This is a genomic window from Phenylobacterium ferrooxidans (assembly GCF_042714595.1).
GTDB classification, from domain to species: Bacteria; Pseudomonadota; Alphaproteobacteria; order Caulobacterales; family Caulobacteraceae; genus Phenylobacterium; species Phenylobacterium ferrooxidans.
The window spans coordinates 1-22,995 of the sequence record NZ_JAOTJD010000039.1; the positions used below are offsets into that span (position 1 = coordinate 1).

General features: G+C 68.1%; 25 protein-coding genes. 13 read left to right on the forward strand and 12 right to left on the reverse strand.

What is annotated here, in order from left to right:
- Window positions 1-103: 103 nt before the first annotated feature.
- The 5 genes from mltG to fabD all read right to left on the reverse strand — a co-directional run bounded on the left by mltG (window position 104) and on the right by fabD (window position 4,637).
- Window positions 104-1,168: an endolytic transglycosylase MltG gene (mltG, locus tag OCL97_RS17505; protein ID WP_370690163.1), complete on the reverse strand. Its 1,065-nt coding sequence runs from the start codon at window positions 1,166-1,168 to the stop codon at window positions 104-106.
- A gap of 44 nt (window positions 1,169-1,212) precedes the next feature.
- A complete protein-coding gene (gene fabF, locus OCL97_RS17510) occupies window positions 1,213-2,496 on the reverse strand; it encodes a beta-ketoacyl-ACP synthase II (RefSeq protein WP_377371123.1) in 1,284 nt (427 codons plus the stop codon).
- A gap of 76 nt (window positions 2,497-2,572) precedes the next feature.
- Entirely contained in the window at window positions 2,573-2,812 is a 240-nt protein-coding gene (locus OCL97_RS17515) for an acyl carrier protein (protein WP_056019455.1), read from the reverse strand.
- A gap of 140 nt (window positions 2,813-2,952) precedes the next feature.
- Entirely contained in the window at window positions 2,953-3,693 is a 741-nt protein-coding gene (gene fabG / locus OCL97_RS17520; protein ID WP_377371124.1) for a 3-oxoacyl-[acyl-carrier-protein] reductase, read from the reverse strand.
- The gene (fabD, locus tag OCL97_RS17525) at window positions 3,693-4,637 is read right to left on the reverse strand and encodes an ACP S-malonyltransferase (RefSeq protein WP_304774725.1); all 945 of its coding nucleotides are present in this window, start codon (window positions 4,635-4,637) and stop codon (window positions 3,693-3,695) included. Before fabD ends, fabG begins: the two co-directional genes overlap by 1 nt.
- A 159-nt stretch (window positions 4,638-4,796) precedes the next feature.
- On the opposite strand from fabD, the gene OCL97_RS17530 reads away from it, so the two are divergent.
- The 3 genes from OCL97_RS17530 to ku are packed head-to-tail and all read left to right on the forward strand — an operon-like array spanning window position 4,797 to window position 7,566.
- Complete coding sequence (locus OCL97_RS17530) at window positions 4,797-5,891, forward strand: zinc-binding dehydrogenase (protein WP_377371125.1); 1,095 nt, start codon at window positions 4,797-4,799, stop codon at window positions 5,889-5,891.
- Window positions 5,888-6,658 carry a dienelactone hydrolase family protein gene (locus OCL97_RS17535; protein WP_377371126.1) on the forward strand — a complete coding sequence of 257 codons (771 nt, stop codon included), beginning with the start codon at window positions 5,888-5,890 and terminating at the stop codon, window positions 6,656-6,658. The genes OCL97_RS17530 and OCL97_RS17535 overlap by 4 nt, the downstream gene beginning before the upstream one ends.
- Window positions 6,659-6,711: 53 nt before the next feature.
- Entirely contained in the window at window positions 6,712-7,566 is an 855-nt protein-coding gene (gene ku, locus OCL97_RS17540) for a non-homologous end joining protein Ku (RefSeq protein ID WP_377371127.1), read from the forward strand.
- An 11-nt stretch (window positions 7,567-7,577) separates the two neighbouring features.
- Here ku and ligD read toward each other — a convergent pair whose 3' ends face one another.
- On the reverse strand, window positions 7,578-10,214 hold the full coding sequence (ligD, locus tag OCL97_RS17545) for a DNA ligase D (RefSeq protein WP_377371128.1): 2,637 nt from the start codon (window positions 10,212-10,214) through the stop codon (window positions 7,578-7,580).
- 213 nt (window positions 10,215-10,427) lie between these two features.
- On the opposite strand from ligD, the gene OCL97_RS17550 reads away from it, so the two are divergent.
- Window positions 10,428-12,092, forward strand: coding sequence for a M10 family metallopeptidase C-terminal domain-containing protein (locus tag OCL97_RS17550; protein ID WP_377371129.1), 1,665 nt, complete (start codon window positions 10,428-10,430; stop codon window positions 12,090-12,092).
- A gap of 7 nt (window positions 12,093-12,099) precedes the next feature.
- Here OCL97_RS17550 and OCL97_RS17555 read toward each other — a convergent pair whose 3' ends face one another.
- The 4 genes from OCL97_RS17555 to OCL97_RS17570 form a co-directional block, all read right to left on the reverse strand.
- Window positions 12,100-13,689, reverse strand: coding sequence for a methyl-accepting chemotaxis protein (locus OCL97_RS17555; RefSeq protein WP_377371130.1), 1,590 nt, complete (start codon window positions 13,687-13,689; stop codon window positions 12,100-12,102).
- 9 nt (window positions 13,690-13,698) lie between these two features.
- Window positions 13,699-14,022, reverse strand: coding sequence for a hypothetical protein (locus OCL97_RS17560; RefSeq protein WP_377371131.1), 324 nt, complete (start codon window positions 14,020-14,022; stop codon window positions 13,699-13,701).
- Between the two features lie 123 nt (window positions 14,023-14,145).
- Window positions 14,146-14,400, reverse strand: coding sequence for a hypothetical protein (locus tag OCL97_RS17565; RefSeq protein ID WP_377371132.1), 255 nt, complete (start codon window positions 14,398-14,400; stop codon window positions 14,146-14,148).
- 76 nt (window positions 14,401-14,476) lie between these two features.
- Window positions 14,477-14,686, reverse strand: coding sequence for a cold-shock protein (locus OCL97_RS17570; protein ID WP_215340899.1), 210 nt, complete (start codon window positions 14,684-14,686; stop codon window positions 14,477-14,479).
- Between the two features lie 222 nt (window positions 14,687-14,908).
- On the opposite strand from OCL97_RS17570, the gene OCL97_RS17575 reads away from it, so the two are divergent.
- From OCL97_RS17575 to OCL97_RS17590, 4 genes are all read left to right on the forward strand, one after another.
- Window positions 14,909-15,052, forward strand: a complete 144-nt coding sequence (locus OCL97_RS17575) for a hypothetical protein (RefSeq protein WP_304774744.1) — start codon at window positions 14,909-14,911, stop codon at window positions 15,050-15,052.
- A gap of 90 nt (window positions 15,053-15,142) precedes the next feature.
- A complete protein-coding gene (locus OCL97_RS17580; RefSeq protein WP_304774746.1) occupies window positions 15,143-15,712 on the forward strand; it encodes a carboxymuconolactone decarboxylase family protein in 570 nt (189 codons plus the stop codon).
- Window positions 15,713-15,714: 2 nt separating this feature from the next.
- A complete protein-coding gene (locus OCL97_RS17585) occupies window positions 15,715-16,515 on the forward strand; it encodes an SDR family NAD(P)-dependent oxidoreductase (protein WP_377371133.1) in 801 nt (266 codons plus the stop codon).
- Entirely contained in the window at window positions 16,512-17,243 is a 732-nt protein-coding gene (locus tag OCL97_RS17590) for a peptidylprolyl isomerase (RefSeq protein ID WP_377371134.1), read from the forward strand. The genes OCL97_RS17585 and OCL97_RS17590 overlap by 4 nt, the downstream gene beginning before the upstream one ends.
- On the opposite strand, the gene OCL97_RS17595 is transcribed toward OCL97_RS17590, so the two are convergent.
- Together OCL97_RS17595 and OCL97_RS17600 are read right to left on the reverse strand one after the other, a co-directional pair.
- Window positions 17,209-18,012 (reverse strand): thioesterase family protein, encoded by an 804-nt coding sequence (locus OCL97_RS17595; protein WP_377371135.1) that lies wholly within the window; start codon window positions 18,010-18,012, stop codon window positions 17,209-17,211. The two genes, OCL97_RS17590 and OCL97_RS17595, sit on opposite strands and share 35 nt — an antisense overlap.
- 58 nt (window positions 18,013-18,070) lie before the next feature.
- Window positions 18,071-19,045, reverse strand: coding sequence for a phosphoribosylaminoimidazolesuccinocarboxamide synthase (locus tag OCL97_RS17600; RefSeq protein WP_377371136.1), 975 nt, complete (start codon window positions 19,043-19,045; stop codon window positions 18,071-18,073).
- Window positions 19,046-19,115: 70 nt separating this feature from the next.
- Between OCL97_RS17600 and OCL97_RS17605 the strand changes: the two genes are divergently transcribed.
- The 5 genes from OCL97_RS17605 (at window position 19,116) to OCL97_RS17625 (ending at window position 22,884) form a co-directional block, all read left to right on the forward strand.
- Window positions 19,116-19,682, forward strand: coding sequence for a peroxiredoxin (locus OCL97_RS17605; RefSeq protein ID WP_377371138.1), 567 nt, complete (start codon window positions 19,116-19,118; stop codon window positions 19,680-19,682).
- A 193-nt stretch (window positions 19,683-19,875) separates the two neighbouring features.
- The gene (gene rpsF / locus OCL97_RS17610; protein ID WP_304774756.1) at window positions 19,876-20,247 is read left to right on the forward strand and encodes a 30S ribosomal protein S6; all 372 of its coding nucleotides are present in this window, start codon (window positions 19,876-19,878) and stop codon (window positions 20,245-20,247) included.
- 18 nt (window positions 20,248-20,265) lie between these two features.
- Window positions 20,266-20,544, forward strand: coding sequence for a 30S ribosomal protein S18 (gene rpsR, locus OCL97_RS17615; protein ID WP_215340908.1), 279 nt, complete (start codon window positions 20,266-20,268; stop codon window positions 20,542-20,544).
- A gap of 12 nt (window positions 20,545-20,556) precedes the next feature.
- Window positions 20,557-21,141 (forward strand): 50S ribosomal protein L9, encoded by a 585-nt coding sequence (gene rplI / locus OCL97_RS17620; RefSeq protein ID WP_304774758.1) that lies wholly within the window; start codon window positions 20,557-20,559, stop codon window positions 21,139-21,141.
- Between the two features lie 240 nt (window positions 21,142-21,381).
- Window positions 21,382-22,884 (forward strand): replicative DNA helicase, encoded by a 1,503-nt coding sequence (locus OCL97_RS17625; RefSeq protein ID WP_377371139.1) that lies wholly within the window; start codon window positions 21,382-21,384, stop codon window positions 22,882-22,884.
- Window positions 22,885-22,995 lie beyond the last annotated feature (111 nt).

The window sequence follows — 22,995 nt, forward strand, 5'->3', positions numbered from 1 at the left end:
CCGGGATGACGACACCTGGACAGGTCGGCACGACCCCTCATCCGACCCTGCTCCGCAGGGCCACCTTCTCCCGCAAGGGGAGAAGGAACCCGAGTCGTCTGGCTCAAGGTTCCACCGTCACCGCCGGCGCGTCGACGGGCGCGCCGCCGGCCAGGCCGGGCTCGGGCGCCGCCACCGCCGGCGCCGACCCGCGGGTGCGCTCGATGGCGCGCCATTTGGCGACATTGGCGTTGTGCTCGGCCAGCGTCGAGGCGAAGACGTGCCCCCCCGTGCCGTCGGCCACGAAATAGAGCTCCGTGGTCTTGGGCGGGTCCAGCACCGCGGCGATGGCCGCCCGGCCCGGATTGGCGATCGGCGTCGGCGGCAGGCCGTTGATGGCGTAGGTGTTGTAGGGCGTCTCCGCCGCCAGTTCCGAGGCGCGGATGCCGCGCCCCAGCGGCCGGCCCTGGGTGATGCCGTAGATGATGGTCGGGTCGCTCTGCAGCCGCATGCCCTGGCGCAGGCGGTTGATGAACACCGCCGCCACCCGGGGCCGCTCACTGGCCTGGCCCGTCTCCTTCTCCACGATGGAGGCCAGCGTGATGGCCTCCTCCGGGGTGCTGAAGGGCAGGCCCGGCTGGCGCTTGGACCACAGGCTGGCCACGAGCTGGTCGCGGGCGTCCATCATCCGGCGCAGCACGGCCGAGCGGTCCTCGCCGCGCTCGTACTGATAGGTCTCGGGCAGGATCGAGCCCTCGGGCGGGGCGGCGGCCACCCCGGTCAGATCGCTCTTAGCGGCCAGGGCCTCCACCACCATCTCGCTGGTGCGGCCCTCGGGAATGGTGATCTGGTGGCGGACGATCTTGCCGTCGCGGATGTCGGCCAGGATGCTGGCCATCGAGGCGCGGCTGGCGATCTCGTACTCGCCGGCCTTCAGCCTGCGCGCCGCGCCCGTCACCTGGGCGGCGGCCACGAAGATCGGGGCCGAGCGGATCACCCCCTCGTGCGACAGGGTCGAGGCGATCTCGGGCAGGCTCGAGCCGTGCCGCAGCATGACCGTGGTCATGTCGCCACTCTTGGCGGTGGGGCCGGGGCCCTGGAACGACCAGGCCACCCACACCGCCACCAGCATGCCGGCCACCGCCAGCGTCGCGGCGGCGCTCAGCAGCATGATCATTAGCCTGCGCATGGGGGAGAGGCCGCCGGCCTTCTTGGGCGCTCGGGGCCTCTTGCTCACGTGACCTTCTTGAACACAACCGACGCGTTGGTCCCGCCGAAGCCGAAGCTGTTGGACAGGGCGTACTCGATCGCCATCGGTTTCGCCTTGTGCGGGATCAGGTCGATGACCGTCTCAACCGAGGGATTGTCCAGGTTCAGGGTCGGCGGCACGATCTGGTCGCGGATGGCCAGGCAGGCGAAGGCCGCCTCGATGGCGCCCGCCGCGCCCAGCAGGTGGCCGGTGGCCGACTTGGTGGAGGACATGGAGATGTCCTTGGCGTGGTCGCCCATCAGCCGGGTGACCGCGCCCAGTTCGATCTCGTCGCCCATGGGGGTCGAGGTGCCGTGGGCGTTGACGTAGTCGATCTCGGACGGCGGAATGCCGGCGTCCTTCAGGGCCATCTGCATGGCGCGGAAGCCGCCGTCGCCGTCCTCGGCCGGCGAGGTGATGTGATAGGCGTCGCCGGCCAGGCCGTAGCCCACGACCTCGGCGTAGATCTTCGCGCCGCGCGCCTTGGCGTGCTCGTACTCCTCGAGGACGACAATGCCGGCGCCCTCCCCCATCACGAAGCCGTCGCGGTCCTTGTCATAGGGACGGCTGGCCTTGGTGGGGGTGTCGTTGAAGTTGGTCGACATGGCGCGGGCGGCGATGAAGCCGGCCATGCCCACCGGACAGATGGCCGCCTCGGCCCCGCCGGCGATCATGATGTCGGCGTCGCCGTACTTGATCAGCCGGGCGCCGTCGCCGATGGCGTGGGCGCCGGTGGCGCAGGCCGTCACCACCGAGTGGTTGGGGCCCTTGAAGCCGTAGCGGATGGAGACCTGGCCCGAGGCCAGGTTGATCAGGGCCGAGGGGATGAAGAACGGGCCGATGCGGCGCGGGCCCTTCTCGTGCAGCTCGATGGCGTTCTTCTCGATGGTGGCCAGGCCGCCGATGCCCGAGCCGATGATGACCCCGGTGCGCTGCTTGTCTTCCTCGGTCTCCGGAACCCAGCCCGAATCCTTCACCGCCTCGTCGGCCGCGGCCATGGCGTAGAGGATGAAGTCGTCCACCCGGCGCTGGTCGCGGGCACTCATGGTCTGGTCGGGGTCGAAGGAGCCCGGAACGTCGGGGCCGCCACCGCCGCGTCCGTCAACGCGCGGCACCTCAAAGGCCACCTGACAGCCATAGTCGGCCGGATCAAAGGTGGTGATCCGGCCTGCGCCGGACTTGCCCTCAAGGAGCGCCTTCCAGGTGTGCTCGGTTCCCTGCCCCAAGGGGGTCAGCAGACCGATGCCGGTGACCACGACTCGACGCATAGCGGGGCTCCAAAACGCAGACCGCCGCGGCTCATGTGAGCGTCGCGGCGGTCAAATCTTGAACGAACTCTGGGCCTTAGGCGCCCAGACGCTCTCCGATGAACTTCACCGCGTCGCCGACGGTCTGGATGTGCTCCGCCGCGTCGTCGGGGATCTCGATATCGAATTCTTCTTCGAAGGCCATCACCAGTTCGACGTTGTCGAGGCTGTCGGCGCCCAGATCGTCGATGAAGCTCGCCTTCTCGGTGACCTTCTCCGGATCGGCGTCGAGGTGTTCGATGACGATCTTACGCACGCGCTCGAGGATGTCGGACATCAGGTTTAGTTCCTCAATTAGTCACTTGATCCATCCGTGACCGCCGACATGTTGTCAACCGGTACGGAGCTTCGATTTCGGCCTTGGCCCAACCGCTTCGGGCGTGGCCGTAGCATGTTCGGTTGGCGGAGGCCAACAGGTTAGATCATCGCCATGCCGCCGTTCACATGCAGGGTCTGCCCCGTCATGTAGGCGGCCTCATCGCTGGCCAGATAAACGCACGCCGCGGCCACGTCGCTCCCCAAACCCAGGCGACCGGCGGGAATTGTCGCCAGGATCTGGCCCTTCTGGGCCTCGTTCAGGGCGTCGGTCATGGGGCTCTCGATGAAGCCCGGCGCGACGCAATTGACCGTGATCCCGCGGGTGGCGACCTCCTGGGCCAGGGCCTTGGAAAACCCGATCATGCCCGCCTTGGAGGCCGCGTAATTGGCCTGGCCGGGATTGCCCATCACCCCCACCACCGAGGTGATGCCGATGATCCGGCCCGCCCGGCGCTTCATCATCCCGCGCATGGCCGCCCGACTGAGTCGGAAGTAGCTCTCCAGGTTCACCTTCAGGACGGACTCCCAGTCCTCGTCCTTCATGCGCATCAGCAGCCCGTCCTTGGTGATGCCGGCGTTGGCCACCAGGATGTCGAGCGGCGCGCCGGCGGCCTCCTCGGCCTTGGCGATCAGGCCGTCCACTGATTCGGCGTCGGCCAGGTTGGCCGGGGCGATGGAGGTGCGCTCGCCCAGCGCCTTCGCCAGCTCGGCCAAGACCGGCTCGCGGGTCCCCGACAGCACCACGTGCGCGCCCTGGGCGTGCAGCGCCCGGGCGATATGGGCGCCGATGCCGCCGGTCGCACCGGTGACGAGGGCGGTCTTTCCAGTCAGGTCGAACATCAGAGGCTGCTCGCGAAGGCTTCAAGGTCGGCAGGCGTATTCAGCGGCGTGGCCTCGGCGTCCGGCGCGATGCGCTTGGCCATGCCCGACAGGACCTTGCCCGAGCCGGCCTCGGCGAAGCGGGTCACCCCGCCCTCCTCCACCAGCCAGATCATGCTCTCGCGCCAACGGACGCGGCCGGTGACCTGTTCCACCAGCAGGCGGCGGATCTCTTCCGGGTCCAGCGTCGGACGGGCGGTGATGTTGGCCACCAGCGGCGCGCGGGGCGCGAGGATCGTGGCGGCGCCCAGGGCCTTGGCCATCTCGTCGGCCGCGGGCTGCATCAGCGGGCAGTGGAAGGGCGCCGAGACGTTCAGCGGGATGGCGCGGGCCCCCAGCTCCTTGGCCTTCTCGATGGCGGCGTCGACGGCGGCCTTGGCCCCGGAGATCACCACATTGCCGTTGTTGTTGTCGTTGGCGACAACGCAGACGCCGAAGGCCGAGCCCGCCTTGGCGGCCTCCTCGGCCAGGGCCACGTCGCTCTTGGGACCGATCAGGGACGCCATGGCCCCCTCGCCCACCGGCACGGCCCGCTGCATGGCCTGGCCGCGCAGCTTCAGCAGGCGCGCGGTGTCGGCCAGGCTGATGGCGCCGGCGGCGGCCAGCGCCGAGTACTCACCCAGCGAGTGGCCGGCCACGAAGGCGGCCTTGTCGACCCCGATCTTGAATTCCTTCTCCAGGGTCCGGCTGACCGCCAGGCTGACGGCCATCAGGGCCGGCTGGGCGTTCTCGGTAAGGGTGAGCTGATCCTCCGGCCCCTCCTTCATCAGCTTGAACAGCTTCTGGCCAAGGGCGTCGTCGACTTCCTGGAACACTTCGCGCGCGCTGGCGAAGGCTTCGGCAAGGTCGGCGCCCATGCCCACGGCCTGGCTGCCCTGGCCGGGAAAGAGAAAGGCGAGGCTCATCTGGGGCTCCCTTCGGCGCGCGTTGGCGCCACTTCGATTCAAGGGCGGAGGGTTAGGGGATTGCGCCCCGCCGGGCAAGGCGGCCCGCATTCCGCAACGACAGGCTGGAAATCGCCACGCTCCCCCCGCAAGCTGGTCAAAACCCTGGGAGGGAAAGCCATGCGCGCCGTCATCCGCCGCAACAAGCAGCTGGTCTGCGATGAGATCGAGGAGCTGACCCCCGGCGCTGGCCAGGTCCTCGTCAAGACCCTCGCCTGCGGGATCTGCGGCTCGGATCTGCACGCCCTGCACCACATGGAACACATGATCGAGACCACCCGCCGCGCCAGCGGCGGGGATGGCGGCGCCATGGGCGGCGGCTTCGACCCCACCGCCGACACGGTCTTCGGCCACGAGTTCTGCGCCGAGATCCTGGAACACGGGCCTGGGACCACGGGCCTGTTGAAGCCCGGAACCCGCGTGGTCAGCGTACCGGCCACCATCACCGGGACCGGCGTCGAACTTCTGGGGTATTCGAACAACCTGCCCGGCGGCTTCGCCGAGCGGATGATCCTGTCGGAGATGATGCTGCTGGAGGTCAAGAACGGCCTGCCCACCGACCAGGCGGCGCTCACCGAGCCCTTCGCGGTCGGCGCCCATGCCGTGGCCAAGGCGCGGCTCGACAAGGACAGCGTAAGCCTGGTGATCGGCTGCGGGCCGGTGGGCCTGGCGGTGATCGCGGGCTTGAAGGCCAAGGGCCACGGCCCGGTCATCGCCGCCGACTACTCCCCGCGTCGTCGCGCCGCCGCCGAGATGCTGGGCGCCGACGTGGTGATCGATCCGGCCAGTGAGAGCCCGCACGCCCGCTGGGAGGCCTTTGGCGTGCCGACGGCCCGCGCCGCCCAGAACATGGCCAGGATGATGGGCAAGACCTTCGGCCAGCCGGTGGTCTTTGAATGCGTGGGCTCGCCCGGCATTCTGCAGCACCTGATCGAGGCCAGCCCCGCCGGCAGCCAGATCGTGGTGGCCGGCGTCTGCATGGAGACCGACAAGATCGAACCGGCCATCGCCATCACCAAGGAGATCGAACTCACCTTCGTGTTCGGCTATTCGCCCGAGGAGTTCGCCCACACCCTGCACCAGATCTCCGAGGGCGTGATCGATGTCAGCCGCGTGGTCACCGGCAAGGTGGGCCTGTCCGAAGTGGCGCAGGCCTTTGTCACCCTCGGCGACCCCGAGGCCCATGTGAAGATCCTGGTGGAGCCCGGTCGTTGAGAACCTCCTTTATAAGCTTTCCCACCTCCGCCGGCCTCAACGTCGCTGGCCTGTTGCGCACGCCACGTGACGCCGGCGACCCGGTCGGCGCGGTCCTGATCTGCCACGGCTCCGACGGGGTCGATGGGCGCGGCGAGTACTATGCGGGCGCGCTCAACGCCGCCGGCTTCGCCACCCTGGAGATCGACATGTGGGCGGCGCGCAGCACGTCCCGCGGCGCCGCGGGCCGCCCGCGCTCGCCCATGGAGACCTTGCCCGACGCTTTCGGGGCGCTGAAGTTCCTGGGCGAGCAGCCGGAGATAGATCCTGCCCGCGTGGGCATCCTCGGCTTTTCCTGGGGCGGGGTGGTCAGCCTGCTCAGCGCCACCAAGGGCCGGGCCGATCCCCTGCGCGGAGACCTGGCGGGCTTCGCGGCCCACGTCGCCCACTACCCAGTCTGCTACGCCTATGCCGCCGATCCGCGCATGGCCCTGACCGACCTGACTGGCGCGCCGATCCTGATCCAGACCGGCGACATCGACACCTACGATCATCCCGACGCCGGGGAGAAGCTGGCGGCGGCGCTGGCCGCCCAGGGCACGGCGCCGGTCCGCAACATCACCTATGCTGGGGCGGGCCACGGCTTTGACCGCGATCTGCCGGCCCAGACCATCAACGACCCCTTCGCCCACAACGGCGCGGGAGGACCGGTGCTGATGGAATTCAACAAGCCGGCCGCCGAGGCGGCGCGCGCCGAGGTGGTCGCGTTCTTCACCGCGGCGTTCTAGGCAACACAGCGCCGCCTGACGCGTTCACGGACTCGAACTTCGTGGAGGGTATCATGGCGGCGCGTCCAACCTGGCAGGGGCACCTTCGGCTCTCGCTCGTTTCCTGTCCGGTGGCCCTCTACACGGCCACCAGCCGGACCGGCGACGTGTCCTTCAACATGCTCCACAAGACCACCCACAACCGCATCCGGATGATCCCCACCGATCCGGAGACCGGGCCGGTCGAGCGCTCCGATATCGTCAAGGGCTACGAGATCGAGAAGGACCACTACGTCGTGGTCACGCCCGAGGAAATCGACAGTGTCCGGCTGGAGAGCACCAAGACCATCGACATCGACAAGTTCGTCGACGCCGAGGAGATCGACCGCCTCTATTGGAACGACCCCTACTTCCTGGTCCCGGACGGCAAGGTGGCCGTCGAGGCCTTCACCGTCATCCGCGAGGCCATGCAGAAGGCCGGCAAGATCGCCCTAGGCCGCCTGGTCATGCACCAGCGCGAACGCATGTTGGCCATGGAGCCGCGCGGCAAGGGCCTGGTGGCCTACACCCTGCGCACCTTCGACGAGGTCAAGAAGCCCGAGAGCTTCTTCGACGACATCCCGGAGGTGAAGGCCGACAAGAACATGATCGAGATCGCCGCCAAGATCATTGAGCAGCAGGAGGGCGATTTCGACGCTTCGGAGTTCAAGGACCGCTACGAGGAAGCCCTGCGCGCCTTGATCAAGGAAAAGGAAAAGGGCGCGGGCCGCAAGGTCACCGTCGACGAGCCCAAGGGCGCGGAAGTCATCGACCTCATGGAGGCCCTGCGCCGCAGCCTGGCCGGAGACAAGAAGGGCGCGGGGAAGGCGACCAAAGCCCCCGCCAGGAAGGCCGCCGCCAAGTCCGCGCCGGCGAAGAAGCGGGCCTGACCCCCCTTCCCCTAAACCTTCCCCAGCCGCTTGATCGCAGGCGCCAGGGGCCGCTCGCTATCGCAATATTCCTCCCACGCCGTCAGCTTCTTCAGAAGGCCCGGCACGGTGCGGATCGTGTACTTCGCCGGATCGAGGCCCTTCTTCACCTGGCTCCAGGTCACCGGCAGGGACACCGGCGCGCCCGGACGGCCGCGGGGTGAGAATGGGGCCACCGCCGTCGACATGCGGTCATTGCGCAGATAGTCGAGGAAGATGCGGCCGCCCCGGTCCTTCTTGGCCATGGTGATCAGGAACTTGTCCGGCGCGTCCAGGGCCATGGCCTTGCAGACATCCCGGGCGAAGGCCTTCGCCGTCGGCCAATCCACCTTGCCGGCCTTCAACGGCGTCACCACGTGCAGACCCTTGCCGCCGGTGGTCTTGCAGAAGCTGACCAGCCCCAGGACCTCCAGCCGGTCGCGCACCTCGCGCGCGGCCTCGATCACGGAATCGAAGTCCACGTCGGGCGCGGGATCGAGGTCGAACACCAACCGCCCCGGAACCTCCGGCTTGAAGGGCTCGCAGTTCCACGGATGCAACTCCACCGCCCCGATCTGGGCGGCGGCAACCAGGGCCTCGGGACGATCGATCTGCAGATAGGGCTTGTGATCCCCCGACACCTCGACCTCGGTGAACAGGGCTGATGACCCCCGCGAGGCGTGCCGCTGGAAGAACGTCTCACCGCCGGCGATGCCGTCCGGCATGCGGATGATGGAACAGGGCCGGCCCTTGATATGCGGCAGGATCACGTCGGCGACCGTCTCATAGTACCGGGCCAGGTCCAGCTTGGTGACCGGCTTGCCGTCGTGAGCGTCCGGCCAAAGCGGCTTCTCGGCGCTGGAGATCGTCACGCCCATCACAACCGATGAGCCCCTCGGCGACACGGTCTTCGAAACGACGGCCTTAGGCGCCGGCTCGGCCAGGTCGGCGCTTTCGGCCGGCGCCGGGATCTCGGCCTCCACCTCCTGGGCCGGCTTGTCAGCGCGCAGGCCCTTGAAGGCGGCCTGCCGGATCGAGCCGTCGCCCGTGAAGCCGGCATATTCAATCTCGGCCACCAGTTCGGGCTTCACCCAGTGAACGCCGGCGGCTTTCTTGGGCGCGCCCTTGCCGCTGAAGGGGCTCTTGTCTGTCTCCAGGGCCTTGAGCTTGGGCATCAGGCTGTCGACCTTGCCCCGGCCAAAGCCGGTGCCGATCCGGCCGACATGGGCCAGGTGGCCCTCGCGGTAGACCCCGGCGATCAGCGAGCGGAAGGCGTCGCCCGTCGTCGTCCAGCCGCCGATAACCACCTCATGGCCCTGGCGGCATTTCGACTTGGCCCAGGTGTCGCTGCGGCCCGAGCGATAGGGCGCGTCGATCCGCTTGGAGATGATGCCTTCCAGGTCCATGCGGCAGGCCGACTGCAGCACCGCGTCGCCCGCGGTGAGGAAGTGGTCGACATAGCGCACATTGGCCGGCGGCATGGCCAGCAAGGCCTTCAGCCGTGCCTTGCGCTCCGAAAGCGGCAGGGCCCGCAGGTCTTCGCCGTCCACGAACAGCAGGTCGAAGACGAAGAAGATCAGGTCATCGGTCTTCCCCGCCGAGATCGCCGCCTGCAGGGCCGCGAAGTCCGGCGCGCCGGTATGATCCAGGGCCACCACCTCACCGTCGATGATGCTGTCGGGCAGGCCGGCGCCGGCCTTCACGATCGCCTTGAACTTGGCCGACCAGTCCAAGCCCTTGCGGGTCTTCAGGGCCGCCTCGCCGCCCTGGGTGCGCAGCTGCATCCGGTAGCCGTCGAACTTGATCTCGTGGGCCCAGCCCGGCCCCTGCGGCGGCTTTTCCAGCGACTTGCAGAGCTGCGGCTCCACGAAGTCCGGCAGGGTCGCAACGGTCTTGGCCTTGGGGGCCTTGGCCGGCCTGGCGGCGGTCTTGGTCATCTTCGGCGAGGCTGCGGCTGTCGAGTTGGCGTTCTGATGACTCTGCCAGACTGCGTCGGCGGCGGTCTTGGAGGCGGTCATGAAGGGCGGCGCGGGCTTGCCCTCCCCCGCCGCGATCTGGGCCATGGTGCGGTCCGAGGCGATGGAGCGGTCCTCGGCGGCCAGGGCCCCGCCCTCACCCTCCACGGCGCCCTCGTCGCGATGCTTGATCAGCAGCCAGTTGTGACGCTTGGACTTGGCGTCGTCCCGCAGGCGCACCAGCACCCACGAGCCGTGCAGGCGTCCGCCCTCCATGACGAACTTCAGCTCGCCCTTCTTCAGGGCCTTGTCGACATCCTCCATGCCCGGTTCCGGCGCCCAATAGCCCCGGTCCCACAGCTGCACCGTGCCGCCGCCGTACTGGCCCTTGGGAATCGTCCCCTCGAAGTCGCCATAGTCGAGCGGATGGTCCTCCACCTCCACCGCCAGGCGCTTGTCGGCCGGGTCGAGCGACGGGCCACGGGTCACGGCCCAGGACCTGAACACCCCCTCGTGTTCCAGCCGCAGGTCGAAGTGGAGGCGGGTCGCCGCGTGCTTCTGGATGACGAACCGCAGGCGCTCGGACGTCACCACCTTGGCGTCACGCCCGGAGGGCTCCGCCGTCTGTCCAAAGTCCCGCATCTCCTGGTAGCGCGCGAGTTTCGACGTGGCCATGGCCGCCTCCGTTTCCGGTTAGAACTGGCGAAACGATTGACGCGGATACTCGATCCAGGGCCGCACGAAGTTCAAGGGTGGATAACAAGGTCTTACAGCTAAGCCTTTGAACCTGCGGGATAACGTCGCAATCCACAGTCGCCTGTTGCGGCGATTCCGCGCGCGCCTTACGAAAGTTGGACGCTGAGGGGCGTGTAGTGTGGTGACCTTTCAATGGCTTTGACCATCTCCGGTGATCCGTCCGCCCTCGGAATCGGGATGGACGCCGACACCTCACCCCAGGCCTTCCAGTCCGCCGACGCCCGTGGCGGAACCTCTGGCGGCAAGGAGAGCTTCACGGTCGCTGAGGCGGCCAACCGCCTGGTGGGCGGCGAACCGGGTTGGTCCCATGCGCTGGGTGTGGGCTTCACGATCACCTACGGCTTCCGCGCCGATGCGCCCAACGCCATGCCCGACGACGCCACGGGCTTCAGCCGGTTCAACGCCACCCAGATCACCACCGCCGAACAGATCCTGAAGGGCTGGTCCGACGTCGCCAACATCACCTTCGTTCGGGTGGGCGCGGGCGCCAGCGGCGAGGCCGCCTACAGCAATTCCGCCAGCATCCTGTTCGCCAATTATTCCGGCGGCGTCGAAGGCGCCTCGGGCTTCAGCTATTATCCGGGCCGGATCGACTTCTCCTCATCGTCCGGGGACGTCTGGATCTACAGCGGGTCCAACTACAATGTGAACCCCACCATCGGGAACTACGGGGGTTCGGTCCTGGTCCACGAACTGGGGCACGCCATCGGCCTGGCCCATCCCAGCGACTACGACGCCAGCGACGAGGCCTCCCCCACCTACAGCTCCAGCGCCGACTATGCCGAGGACAGCCGGCAGTACACGGTGATGAGCTACTTCAGCGAGACCAACACCGGCGGCGCCTTCGCAGGGACCTATTCCGCGGCGCCGATGCTCGACGACATCGCCGCCGCCCAGTTGGAATACGGCGCCAACACCGCCACCCGCACCGGCGACACCACCTACGGCTTCAACTCCAACGCCGCGCGGCCCTGGTTTGAGGCCACGTCGAGCGGAAGCCGGCTGGTCTTCGCCGTCTGGGACGCCGGCGGCAAGGACACCTTCGACTTTTCCGGCTTCGGCCAGAACCAGATCATCGACCTGCGCGCAGGCTACTTCTCGAACGTCGGCGGCCTGACCGGCAATGTGGCCGTGGCCGTGGGCGCGGTGATCGAGAACGCCATCGGCGGCTCCGGCTCCGACCAGATCAACGGCAACAGTTCCGCCAACAACGTCGCCGCGGGCCTGGGCAATGACACCGTCGACGGCGGCGCGGAGGACGACTATCTGCGCGGCGATTCCGGCGACGACAGCCTGATCGGCGGCGCGGGCTTCGACGACATCAACGGCAACCAGGGCGACGACACCGTCCGCGGCGGCGACGGTCCTGACTGGGTCGTCGGCGGCCAGGCCCACGATCACCTGTTCGGCGACGCCGGGGACGACGTGGTCTATGGCAACCTCGGAAATGACACCCAGGACGGCGGCGATGGCCGCGACTGGGTCCGCGGCGGCCAGGGCTCAGACAGCATCGCCGGGGGCGCCGGCGATGACTGGATGTCCGGCGATCTCGGCGACGACACTGTCAGCGGCGGAACCGGCGCGGACATCTTCCACACCTGGGGCGCGGCCGGCCTTGACCAGGTGACGGACTTCAGCCGCGCCGAGGGCGACCGCGTCCAGGTCGATGTGGGCACGGTCTACACAGTGGCCCAGCTGGGCGCCGACACGGTGATCTCCATGACCGGCGGCGCGCAGATGGTGCTGCAGAACGTCCAGGCCGCCAGCCTCACCGGCGGCTGGATCTTCGCCGGCTAGCGGACCGCTAGGCGGCTCGGCGCGCCGGCCTGCCGGTGGGCGCGTCGCTGACACGGAACTTGGCGGCGGACTGCGCCAGGGTCTGGGCCTCGTTGGCCAGGCCGTGACTGGCGGCGGTGGACTGCTCCACCATGGCCGCGTTCTGCTGGGTCACCCGGTCCATCTCGTTCACTGCGGTGTTGACCTGGGCCAGGCCGATGGACTGCTCCTGGGCGCTGGCGGCGATCTCGCCCACCAGGGTGTCGATCTCCGAAACACGGCCGACGATCCTCTGCAGGGCCTCGCCGGTCTGACCGACCAGATGCACGCCTGAGCCCACCTGCTGGCTCGAGGCGCTGATCAGGGCCTTGATCTCGCGGGCGGCCTCGGCCGAACGCTGGGCCAGGGCCCGAACCTCCGACGCCACCACCGCGAAGCCGCGGCCGGCCTCACCCGCCCGCGCGGCCTCGACCCCGGCGTTCAGGGCCAGCAGGTTGGTCTGGAAGGCGATCTCGTCGATGACGCCGATGATCTGGCTGATCTCCTGGGCGGACTTCTCGATCTCGCTCATGGCCGAGACAGCCTGCTGCACGACGTGACCGCTGGTCTGGGCGTCGCCGCGGGCGGCCAGCACCACGTCTGCCGCCGCCTTGGCGCCCGTGGCGGTCTTGCGCACCGTGGCGGTGATCTCGTCCAGCGCCGCCGCGGTCTCCTCCAGGCCGGCGGCCTGCTGCTCGGTGCGGCGCGACAGGTCGTCGGCGGCCGAGGCGATCTCCGAGGCCCCGCTGCGGATGGTGCGGGCTGACTGAACGATGCCGGCCAGGGTCTGCTCCAGCCGCTCAGCCGCGCCGTCGAAGTCGGTGCGCAGGGTCTCGTACTTGGGCGGGAAGGCCTGTTGCAGGCGGGCGGTCAGGTCGCCGTCGGAGAGCTGCTTCAGCCCCCGGGCCAAGCCGTCCACCACCAGGGTGCTCTCGTTCTCCACGGTGCTTTGCAGGCTCTCACGGGCCTGGGCGGCGGCGCTCTCGGAGGCTCTGGCCCCTTCGGCCGCGCGCATGGCGGCCTCGGCCTCGGACCTGGCCGCGGCGGCCTGGCCCAGGGACGCGCCGGAGCGGGCGAACATCGAGGAGATGTTGGACGCCGCCCACATCAGGACGACGGCCTCGACGATCAGGATGACCGCGTGCAGCACCACCCGCCCCAGGTCACCGCCGCCGGGAAACACCGCGGCGGGCAGGACAAAGCTCAGCAGCAGGTGATGCACCGCCACCACGACCGCGCCGGCCGCGATGGCGCGCCAGTCGCAATAGACGATCAGGGCGGCCAGGGCCGCGAAATAGGCCATGTGCATGTCGATCTGCCACGCCTGCCCGGCGAAGGCCGCCACCAGCAGCGAGACCGAACCCATCAAAGCCGCCGATGCGGCGATCCGCACGCCTTCCGGGTTCAGCTTCCAGAAGACGGTGACGGCGCCCGCCAGACCCGCCGAGGCCAGGCCGAACCCCAGCCAGGGGGCCTTGATCAGCAGGGCCGTGATCAGGGTGACCGGGGCCAGCACCCAGAGCGCGCCGACGATGATGCGGTCGGCGAACCTCCGCTGTTCCTCGATGGATTGGAACATGGCGTTCTCCTAGAGGCTGCAGGGGGCGACACGCCCCGGATCGATGGAAAAGAGCGCGCCGGCCTCGCGCAGGCGGGCGGACGCCACGCCTTGGTCGGAGCGGACGATGACGATGAAGGGCAAGGCGCCGACGGCCAGGATGGAGCCGGCTTCCGAAGCGGCCACCAGAGCGGCCTCGCGGCCCCACCATGGCGGGAAGACGCCGGCGGCCTCTTGAGGATCCAGCGGCCGCGCGCCCAGCAGGGTGGCCGCGGCGACCCCGATCACGGCGATCAGACCCGTGAAGATCAGGCTCGAACGCGGCATGGGATCGGAGGGCGAGTCGACGCTCATGCCCAAGAAGTAGGCGGCGCGGATTGAAGAAGGTTTAACCATAGACCGCCAGGGGCGGGTTTGATGAGCGAATTCAACGCTCAGGATTGCGCGACATCAAGCCGGCGCCACCCCGGGGTGCGCCTAGTCGTCGGCGAAATCTTCGTCGTCATCCGCCGCTTCGGCGAGGGCTACCGCCTTCTTGGCGCGCGGCTTCGGCGGGGCCTTCGGCGGAACGCGGGACAGCCGATCGGCCAGTTCGGCGTCGATCAGGGGCAGCAGAGCGGCGGCCTGCTCGGCCTGGCGCGCGACGTCGGAATTTTCGAGGCGCTGCGCGTTGGCGCGCAGATTGGCGAGGCCTTCGTCGTCGAGCGTGGGGATAAGATCGGCCATGGACATGGGCAGCTCCCGTCAGCGCGAACGCCGCGCAAAAAGACCGGGGCCGGCGCGAGGATCGCGCCGGCCCCTTATCGTCTTAGGCCGACTTCAGATTGACGGCGCTTTCCTTGCCGGAGCGCTGGTCGCGCTCCATGTCGTAGGAAACCGTGTCGCCTTCGTTGAGACCATTGAGGTCCGAACGCTCGACGGCGGAAATGTGGACGAAGACGTCCTTGCCGCCGTCAGCCGGCTGGATGAAGCCGAAGCCCTTGGTGGAATTGAACCATTTGACAGTACCGGTCGCCATGACAGCCTCCGAGAGATGCGTAGGCTCGCCGGAAGAGCCCGGCGGGCCATCGAGGTCTGAGAGGGTCGGCTTCGAAAGTTCCGCGCGCTGAGCGAGAGGGCTTAAGAGCGTTGCGCGGCAGAGATCGACGCAGGCATCATGCGCCTTTCCCGGGCCATAGACCAGACAATCCGCCGCCTGCTCCGTTGCGGGCGATGACATGGGCGTGATAGGCCGCGCCTCATGACCGACCAACCCGAGCCCACGCCTGAGGAACTCAAGGCCGCCCATCGCCGCAAGTGGTTCGGCCGCGCCCTGCTGATCGGCTTCGGAATCCTGCTCATCCTGCAGATGATCCCCTTCCTGATGCGCTCGGGTCTCGGCTAACCTTCGCCGAACATTCGTTTGACAGGCCGCGCCGGCCCTCCGGTAAGATGTCCGCAATGACGCTGCGTAAGGCGTCGCGGAGGAACCTGCATGCGCCTGACCCAACCCCGGATCCAACCCGTCGATCTCGGCAAGCTCGACGAAGCCCAGACCGAGGTCCTGGCCCCCATGGTGGCCACGGGTCGGGTGCTCAACATCTTCCGGACCATGGTCAACGCCCCCAAGGCCGCCAAGGGCTTCCTGGCCTGGGGCAACTACATCCTGTCGCGCCGCAATGACCTGCCCGGCCGCGAGCGGGAGATCGTCATCCTGCGCATCGGTTATCTCTGCAAGTCCGGCTACGAGTGGACCCAGCACGTGCCCATCGGCAAGCGCGAGGGCCTGACCGCCGAGGAGTGCGAGCGCATCAAGGGCGGCGCCGAGGCCCCCGGCTGGAGCGCCGCTGACCAGGCGCTGCTCAAGGCCTCCGACGAACTGCACCACGACCAGTTTATCACCAACGCCACCTGGGCCCAGTTGAAGGCCCACTTCAGCGACAAGCAGTGCATGGACGTGGTCTTCACCGCCGGCCAGTACACCCAGGTCTCGATGATCCTGAATTCCTTCGGGGTGCAGCTTGATGAGGGCCAGACCCTCGATCCCGACCTGAAGGGGTTCTGAGCATGGGCGACCGCCTGAAGGGCAAGACCGCCATCATCGTCGGCGCCGGCCAGACGCCCGGGGAGACCATCGGCAATGGGCGGGCCATGTCGATCCTGTTCGCCCGCGAGGGCGCGCAGGTCCTCTGCGTCGACCGCGTCGCCGAGCGCGCCGAGGAGACCGCCGCCATGATCGCGGCCGAGGGCGGCCAGGCCACGGCCTTCACCGCCAACGTCACCAAGGCCGACGACGTCGCGGCCATGATCGAGGCCGGCAAGGAACGGCTCGGCCGCATCGACATCCTGGTGAACAATGTCGGCATCGGCGGCGGCGACGTTCCGGCCCACCGGGTCGAGGAGGCCGCCTTCGACCGCATCCTGTCGGTCAACCTCAAGGGCATGTGGCTGACCATCAAGGCCGCCATCCCCACCATGCGGGAACAGGGTGGCGGGGCCATCGTCAACATCTCGTCCCTGGCCGGAATCGCGGGAGGCAATCAAGTCGCCTACGAGGTCTCCAAGGCGGCGGTAAACCGCCTGACCACCAGCGTCGCCCAGTCCAACGCCGCCAAGGGCGTCCGCTGCAACGCCATCATGCCGGGCCTGATGGACACCCCCATGGCCGTGGCCGGCATCGCCCAGGCCAGCGGCCAGGAGCAGGAAGCCGTGCGCGCCGCCCGCAATGCGCGGGTCCCGCTGGGCGGAAAGATGGGCAACGCCTGGGACACCGCCTATGCGGCGCTGTTCCTGGCCTCCGACGAGGCCGGCTTCATCACCGGGGCGATCCTGCCGGTGGACGGCGGCATGGGGAGCCGCATCGGATGATCCTGCAACGCAGAACCTTCCTGGCCGGGGCCGGCGCGCTCGCCGCCTCCCCCGCCCTGGCCGCGACTGGTCTTGTCCACGTGAAGCTCACCACCCCGGTGGGCGCCATCACCCTCGCCCTCAACCAGGGCAAGGCCCCGATCACCGTGGCCAACTTCCTGCGCTACACAGACACCAAGCGCTATGACGGCGCGACCTTCTACCGGGCCTCCCGGCCCAAGGGCTACACGGCCGACGACTACGGCTCGATCCAGGGCGGGCTGCAGAACGACCCGGCCAAGGTGATGAAGCCCATCGGCCATGAGCCGACGACCAGGACCGGCCTGTCCCACACCGACGGCGCCATCTCCATGGGCCGCTTCGCCCCGGGTAGCGCCACCTCGGACTTCTTCATCTGCATCGGCGACAACACCTATCTGGACGCCAACCCCAAGGCCAAGGGCGACAACCTGGGCTTCGCCGCCTTCGGCTATGTGGTCGAGGGCATGGACGTGGTGCGCAAGATCCTCGTCAAGCCGCGCGACCCCAATGCCGGGGTCGGCGTCATGAAGGGCGAGATGCTCAAGCCTCCGGTCAAGATCCTCAGCGCGCGCCGGACCACGGCGCCCGTCCCGAAGGTCGAGGCTCCGCCTGTCGAGGCCGCACCAGCAGCGCCCGCGGAGCCGGCTGTGACACCGGCGCCGGCTGCCCCCGCTACGCCTTCGCCGGCGGCGGCGCCCCAGGGGTAAGCCGCCGCTGGGCCAGGGCCGCGCAGGACGCCTGCCCGATCGGCCCCTGCTCGTCATAGAGCCAGCATTCGCCGATCGCCACGCCGTCGGTGGCATGGTGGTCGGCGACCTCGAACCCGATCCACTCGGTCGCCGGCAGGCGGTGCAGATAGACCGTCACGTCGGAGTTGATATAGCCTAGCCCCTCGGTGCTGGAATTGGCGAAGGGGCTGGAGAAGTCCGCCGCCAGGGACACCCGCTGGAACGGCGTCAGCGGCGCGCCGTCAACCATCTCGCGGACCTCGCTCATCCAGGTCTTGCGCGGGCCGGGCTGGCCGAAGCCGCCGGTGATTGGCCGCATGGCCCACATGCCGCCCATGCCCTGGCGCCCATCGGTGGGAGGCTCAATGTCGGCGGGCTTGGGGACGTCCCAGTCAGGACGATGCCAGGACTCGCCCGGCGAATTCTCGGTGCGCTTCAGGAACTGCACCGAGGCCCGCGCCATGCTGACCCCGCCGGAGATGAACTCGGCGTCGACGACCCGGATGCGATTGCCGTCGCGGACCACGGTGGTCTTGACCTCGATGGGGTCGAAGCCCGGCAGCCGGTACATGTCCACCGTCAGGCGGGCCGGCATGAAATCAGGACTGCCGTGCTTGGCCTCGATCTCGAAACCGAGCAGGCCGACGATGACGCGGCCGTGCAGGGACTGAGGATTCCAGGGACCACGGCAGGACGGTTGCGGGACGTAAAATTGACCGTCCCTCTTGAAAAAAGGTTCGTTTTGCATGGGGCGGGACCATGACGGATTCCCGCGGGCGGCGCGACCCCGCGCTCACCCAGTTTTTCTAGGCGGGAGTATAGACCGCAAGGTTCCTGCGGATCCGCGCCAGGATTGGCTCATCTCCCGCGTCGACCTCGAAGGTCTGGCCGGTGATGGTCTCGAAGGCCTGGATATAGACCCGCGCCGTCTCGTCGATCATCTCGGCTGGGATCTCCGGGATGGGGTCCTTGTACGGGTCGCAGCGCGCTGCCACCCAGGACCGGACGAAATCCTTGTCGAAGCTGTCGGGCCGCTCGCCCTTGGCGAACTTCTCCGCATAGGTCTGGGCGAACCAGTAGCGGCTGGAGTCCGGAGTGTGGATCTCGTCGGCCAGGATGATCTGGCCGTTCCGGTCAACGCCGAACTCGTACTTGGTGTCCACCAGGATCAGGCCGCGGGCCGCCGCCATCTCCTGGCCGCGGGCGAACAGCGCCAGGGCGTACTTCGACAGCGTCTCCCACTGCAGGGCGCTAAGCAGGCCCTGCTCGACGATCTCGGCGGGCGTCAGCGGGGCGTCGTGGTCGCCGTCATTGGCCTTGGAGGTCGGTGTGATGATGGGGGTCGGAAGCTTCTGGTTATCGGCCAGGCCGTCGGGCAGCCGGTGGCCGTACATCTCCCGCTCGCCCTTCCTGTAGAGCGTCAGGATCGAGGTGCCCGTGGTCCCGGCCAGATAGCCGCGCACCACGATCTCCACCGGCAGGATGTCCAGGCGCGTGCCCACCACCACATTGGGGTCGGGATAGGCCAGGACGTGGTTGGGGCAGATGTCGGCGGTGGCGTCGAACCAGAACCGCGCCGTCTGGGTCAGGACCTGCCCCTTGTAGGGGATCACCGCCAGGATGGAATCGAAGGCCGAGAGCCGGTCGCTGGAGATGATCACGATCCTGCCGTCGCCCAGGTCGTAGGTGTCGCGCACCTTGCCCCGGTAGTGATTTGGCAGCTCTGGAAACTTGGCGTCCGCCAGGATCTGGTCAGGACGCGCCGGAAGGGTCGGTTTCATTGTCTCGCTATGCTGCGAAGACAAAGCGACGTCCAGTTCGTATGATCACCGAACCCCGGAGAAACGCCCCATGAAACGCCTGTTCGCCCTCGCCACCCTGGCCGCTGTGACCGCCGCCACGCCCGCCCTCGCCGACCTCGCCGTGGGCTCCAAGGCCCCTGACTTCAAGGCCCAGGCCTTCCTGGCGGGCAAGCCCTTCACCTTCGACATGGCCGCCGCCCGCAGGAACGGCCCCGTGGTGATGTACTTCTTCCCATCGGCCTATACCGGCGGCTGCAACCTCGAGGCTCACCTGTTCTCCGAGGCCGCCGACGAGTTCAAGGCCCAGGGCGCGACCCTGATCGGCGTCACCGCCGGCAAGGTCGAACGGCTGGCCGAGTTTTCCGCCGACACCAAGACCTGCGGCGGCAAGTTCCCCGTCGCCGCCGATCCCGGCGCCAAGATCGCCAAGACCTATGATGCGCCGCTGAAGATGGCCGGGATCAAGGCGCCGGTGGATATGTCGGCCCGCACCTCCTACGTCATCGCGCCGGACGGCACGGTGCTGCTGGCCTACGACAACATGGCCGCCGACGACCACGTCACCCAGACCATGGGCGCGCTGAAGGCCTGGAAGGCCAAGCAGAAGAAGAAGTAGGGCTCAGCGGGGCGAGACGGGAAAAGCTTGCGAAACAACCGCTTTTCCCGTATCTGCCCGCCTCTTCACGGACGGCGGTCTCAAGTCGGAACGTAAAAGGCGCGGGAACCTCCCGCGCGCCGCATTGAGATCCATCGTTTTCGCCGGGCTTCCGCCGACGAACGCGCCGCCTCCACAACGGAAGAAGGAACACATGGCGCTCTACGAGCACGTCGTTATTTCGCGGCAGGATATCTCGCCGCAACAAGCCGAAGCCCTCAATGACCAGATCAAGGCCCTCATCGAAGAGGGTGGCGGCGTGGTCGCGAAGATCGAGTACTGGGGCCTTCGCAACCTGACCTATCGCATCAAGAAGAACCGCAAGGGCCACTATTCCCTGATCTCCATCGACGCCCCGGCGCCGGCGGTGAAGGAAATGGAGCGCCAGCTGTCTCTCAATGAAGACGTGCTGCGCCACCTGACGGTCCGCGTCGAGGAGCTCGACCTGGAGCTCTCGCCGGTTCTGGCCCGTCGTGACCGCGATCGTGAGCGCGAACCGCGCCGCGAAGACAGCTTCCAAGCCTAAGAAAGGGAGGATCATCACATGACCGACGAAACCTCCGAAGCCACCACCGCCGGCGCCCCCGCCGCGGGTGGCCAACGCCGCCCCTTCTTCCGTCGCCGCAAGGTCTGCCCGTTCTCGGGCGCCGGCGCGCCGAAGATCGACTATAAGGACGTCAAGCTGCTGCAGCGTTACGTCTCGGAACGCGGCAAGATCGTGCCCTCGCGCATCACCGCGGTGTCGGCCAAGAAGCAACGCGAACTGGCCAAGGCCATCAAGCGCGCCCGCTTCCTCGCCCTCCTCCCCTACGTCGTGAAGTAGGGAGACAGGCACATGAAAGTCATTCTGCTCGAACGCGTCGAAGGCAAGGGCGTCCTGGGCGATGTGGTCACCGTCAAGGACGGCTACGCGCGCAACTTCCTCCTGCCCCGTCACAAGGCGCTCCGCGCCAACGCCGCCAATCTGAAGGTCTTCGAAGGCCAGCGCGCCGACATCGAGGCCCGCAACCAGAAGGCCAAGGAACAAGCCGGCAAGACCGGTGAGAACCTGGACGGCACGTCCTACATCCTGATCCGTCAGGCGGGCGAAAGCGGCCAGCTCTACGGTTCGGTCTCCGGCCGTGACGTCGCCGACATCGTCAACGCGGCCGGCGGCAAGCTGGAACGCTCGATGGTGGCCCTCGACAAGCCGATCAAGACCCTGGGTCTCCACCCGGTGAAGGTCGTCCTGCACGCCGAAGTCATCGTCACCGTGACCCTGAACATCGCCCGCAGCCAGGACGAGGCCGAGCGCCAAGCCCGCGGCGAGGACGTGATCAACTCGCAATTCGAGGAAGATCGCGTCGCGGCCGAGGAAGCCGCCCAGGACATGCTGGCCGGCGGCGCCGGTTCGCACGAAGGCGACTACGTCGAGAGCTAAGCCTCCCGACCTCTACCGATCTGGCGACGGCGCGGAACCCAAGGTTCCGCGCCGTTTCCTTTTGTCTGCGACAGACGCGGTCGTAGCGCCCCAGAACGGCGCTGAATGTCGCCGATCAATGGGCTAGGTTCCGTTCGCCGAACCCTACCCAGACTGAGGTCATCCACAGGCGCCGGATTTCCTGTGCGTAGGCCATCTCGTCACACTGCCCGAGACCTGTCGTTAAGCTATCGGTAACCCATGGCCCTCGTCCCAGCACTCGACCTTCGTCCCGCCCACAACGACACGGCGATCCCCCACGCCCCGGCCAATATCGAGGCCGAGCAGGCCCTGCTTGGGGCTGTTCTCTATGACAACGCCACCTTCGAGCGCATCGGCGACTATCTGCAGGCCCGCCACTTCTACGAGCCCTTCCACGCCCGCCTCTACGCCGCCATCGAGGTCCATGTCCGCAAGGGCCAGCTGGCCGAGCCGATCCTGCTGGCCGAGCAGTTCGGCCGCGACCCGGCCTTCGAGGAGCTGGGCGGCATCCGCTACCTGGCCGACCTGGTGGACCGCGCCCCGCCGGCCGCCAACGCCCCGGACTATTCGCGGGCCATCTATGACCTGGCCCTGCGCCGCGACCTGATCCGCATCGGCGGCGACATCGCCACCACCGCCACCGCGCCCGACGAGGAAACCTCGGCCCGCGACCAGATCGAGGCGGCCGAACAGCAACTCTATCAACTGGCCGAGAGCGGCGGGACCAGCCAGGGCTTCATCCCCCTGTCCCAGGCCCTGCACGGCGCCGTCACCATGGCCGCCGAGGCCCACAGTCGCGACGGCGGCCTGGCCGGCCTCTCCACAGGCCTCATAGACCTGGACGCCAAGCTTGGCGGCCTGCACCCCTCCGACCTGTTGATCCTGGCCGCCCGTCCCTCGATGGGGAAGAGCGCGCTCGCCGTGAACATCGCCTTCCACGTGGCCCGCAACTACGCCTGGGAGCCCCAGCCCGACGGCAGCAAGAAGACCGTCTCGGGCGGCGTCGTGGCCTTCTTCCAGCTCGAAATGTCCGCCGACCAGCTGGCCATGCGTATGCTGGCCGAGGTCTCGGGCGTGTCCGGCGACCGGCTGCGCAAGGGCGAGATCGACGCGGTGGAGTTCGGCCGCGTGCGCGACGCCGCCCTGGAAATCCAGGACGCGCCGCTCTACATCGACGACACCGGCGGCATCACCATGGCCAAGCTGGCGGCCCGCGCGCGCCGCCTGAAGCGCATGGTCGGCCTTGACCTGATCGTGGTGGACTATCTCCAGCTCGTGACCATCGGCCCCGGCGGCAAGGTGGACAACCGGGTGCAGGAGGTCAGCGCCATCACCCAGGGCCTGAAGACCCTGGCCAAGGAGCTTTCGGTGCCGGTCATCGCCCTGGCCCAGCTGTCCCGCCAGGTGGAGAACCGGGAGGACAAGAAGCCCCAGCTCTCCGACCTTCGGGAATCCGGCTCCATCGAGCAGGACGCCGACTGCGTGATGTTCATCTACCGTGAGGAGTACTACCTCTCCCGCACCGAGCCCCGCGAAGGCACCCCCGAACACCTGACCTGGCAGGACCAGATGGATCAGGTGGCCGGCCAGGCCGAGGTGATCATCGGCAAGCAGCGTCACGGCCCCATCGGCACCGTCAAACTGGCCTTCAACTCCGACCTCACCAAGTTCGGCAACCTGGCGCGCGATCCCAGCCGCTACGACCAGCACAACCGCGACTGACCCCGGCGATTGAACCGGCTTTCCCTTGCCGCCGGCAGCCTCGCCGAGCGTGACAGCCTGAAGTGGTTACCGGTTCAGGCGCCCGTCACGCTCAAACCCGTAGAACTAGAG

Excerpts from the sequence above, each read along its gene's own strand:
- mltG (WP_370690163.1), bottom strand. The coding sequence starts at position 1,168 with ATGCGCAGGCTAATGATCATGCTGCTGAGCGCCGCCGCGACGCTGGCG.
- fabF (WP_377371123.1), bottom strand. The coding sequence starts at position 2,496 with ATGCGTCGAGTCGTGGTCACCGGCATCGGTCTGCTGACCCCCTTGGGG.
- OCL97_RS17515 (WP_056019455.1), bottom strand. The coding sequence starts at position 2,812 with ATGTCCGACATCCTCGAGCGCGTGCGTAAGATCGTCATCGAACACCTC.
- fabG (WP_377371124.1), bottom strand. The coding sequence starts at position 3,693 with ATGTTCGACCTGACTGGAAAGACCGCCCTCGTCACCGGTGCGACCGGC.
- fabD (WP_304774725.1), bottom strand. The coding sequence starts at position 4,637 with ATGAGCCTCGCCTTTCTCTTTCCCGGCCAGGGCAGCCAGGCCGTGGGC.
- OCL97_RS17530 (WP_377371125.1), top strand. The coding sequence starts at position 4,797 with ATGCGCGCCGTCATCCGCCGCAACAAGCAGCTGGTCTGCGATGAGATC.
- ku (WP_377371127.1), top strand. The coding sequence starts at position 6,712 with ATGGCGGCGCGTCCAACCTGGCAGGGGCACCTTCGGCTCTCGCTCGTT.
- ligD (WP_377371128.1), bottom strand. The coding sequence starts at position 10,214 with ATGGCCACGTCGAAACTCGCGCGCTACCAGGAGATGCGGGACTTTGGA.
- OCL97_RS17550 (WP_377371129.1), top strand. The coding sequence starts at position 10,428 with ATGGCTTTGACCATCTCCGGTGATCCGTCCGCCCTCGGAATCGGGATG.
- OCL97_RS17555 (WP_377371130.1), bottom strand. The coding sequence starts at position 13,689 with ATGTTCCAATCCATCGAGGAACAGCGGAGGTTCGCCGACCGCATCATC.
- OCL97_RS17560 (WP_377371131.1), bottom strand. The coding sequence starts at position 14,022 with ATGAGCGTCGACTCGCCCTCCGATCCCATGCCGCGTTCGAGCCTGATC.
- OCL97_RS17565 (WP_377371132.1), bottom strand. The coding sequence starts at position 14,400 with ATGTCCATGGCCGATCTTATCCCCACGCTCGACGACGAAGGCCTCGCC.
- OCL97_RS17570 (WP_215340899.1), bottom strand. The coding sequence starts at position 14,686 with ATGGCGACCGGTACTGTCAAATGGTTCAATTCCACCAAGGGCTTCGGC.
- OCL97_RS17575 (WP_304774744.1), top strand. The coding sequence starts at position 14,909 with ATGACCGACCAACCCGAGCCCACGCCTGAGGAACTCAAGGCCGCCCAT.
- OCL97_RS17580 (WP_304774746.1), top strand. The coding sequence starts at position 15,143 with ATGCGCCTGACCCAACCCCGGATCCAACCCGTCGATCTCGGCAAGCTC.
- OCL97_RS17585 (WP_377371133.1), top strand. The coding sequence starts at position 15,715 with ATGGGCGACCGCCTGAAGGGCAAGACCGCCATCATCGTCGGCGCCGGC.
- OCL97_RS17590 (WP_377371134.1), top strand. The coding sequence starts at position 16,512 with ATGATCCTGCAACGCAGAACCTTCCTGGCCGGGGCCGGCGCGCTCGCC.
- OCL97_RS17595 (WP_377371135.1), bottom strand. The coding sequence starts at position 18,012 with ATGCAAAACGAACCTTTTTTCAAGAGGGACGGTCAATTTTACGTCCCG.
- OCL97_RS17600 (WP_377371136.1), bottom strand. The coding sequence starts at position 19,045 with ATGAAACCGACCCTTCCGGCGCGTCCTGACCAGATCCTGGCGGACGCC.
- OCL97_RS17605 (WP_377371138.1), top strand. The coding sequence starts at position 19,116 with ATGAAACGCCTGTTCGCCCTCGCCACCCTGGCCGCTGTGACCGCCGCC.
- rpsF (WP_304774756.1), top strand. The coding sequence starts at position 19,876 with ATGGCGCTCTACGAGCACGTCGTTATTTCGCGGCAGGATATCTCGCCG.
- rpsR (WP_215340908.1), top strand. The coding sequence starts at position 20,266 with ATGACCGACGAAACCTCCGAAGCCACCACCGCCGGCGCCCCCGCCGCG.
- rplI (WP_304774758.1), top strand. The coding sequence starts at position 20,557 with ATGAAAGTCATTCTGCTCGAACGCGTCGAAGGCAAGGGCGTCCTGGGC.
- OCL97_RS17625 (WP_377371139.1), top strand. The coding sequence starts at position 21,382 with ATGGCCCTCGTCCCAGCACTCGACCTTCGTCCCGCCCACAACGACACG.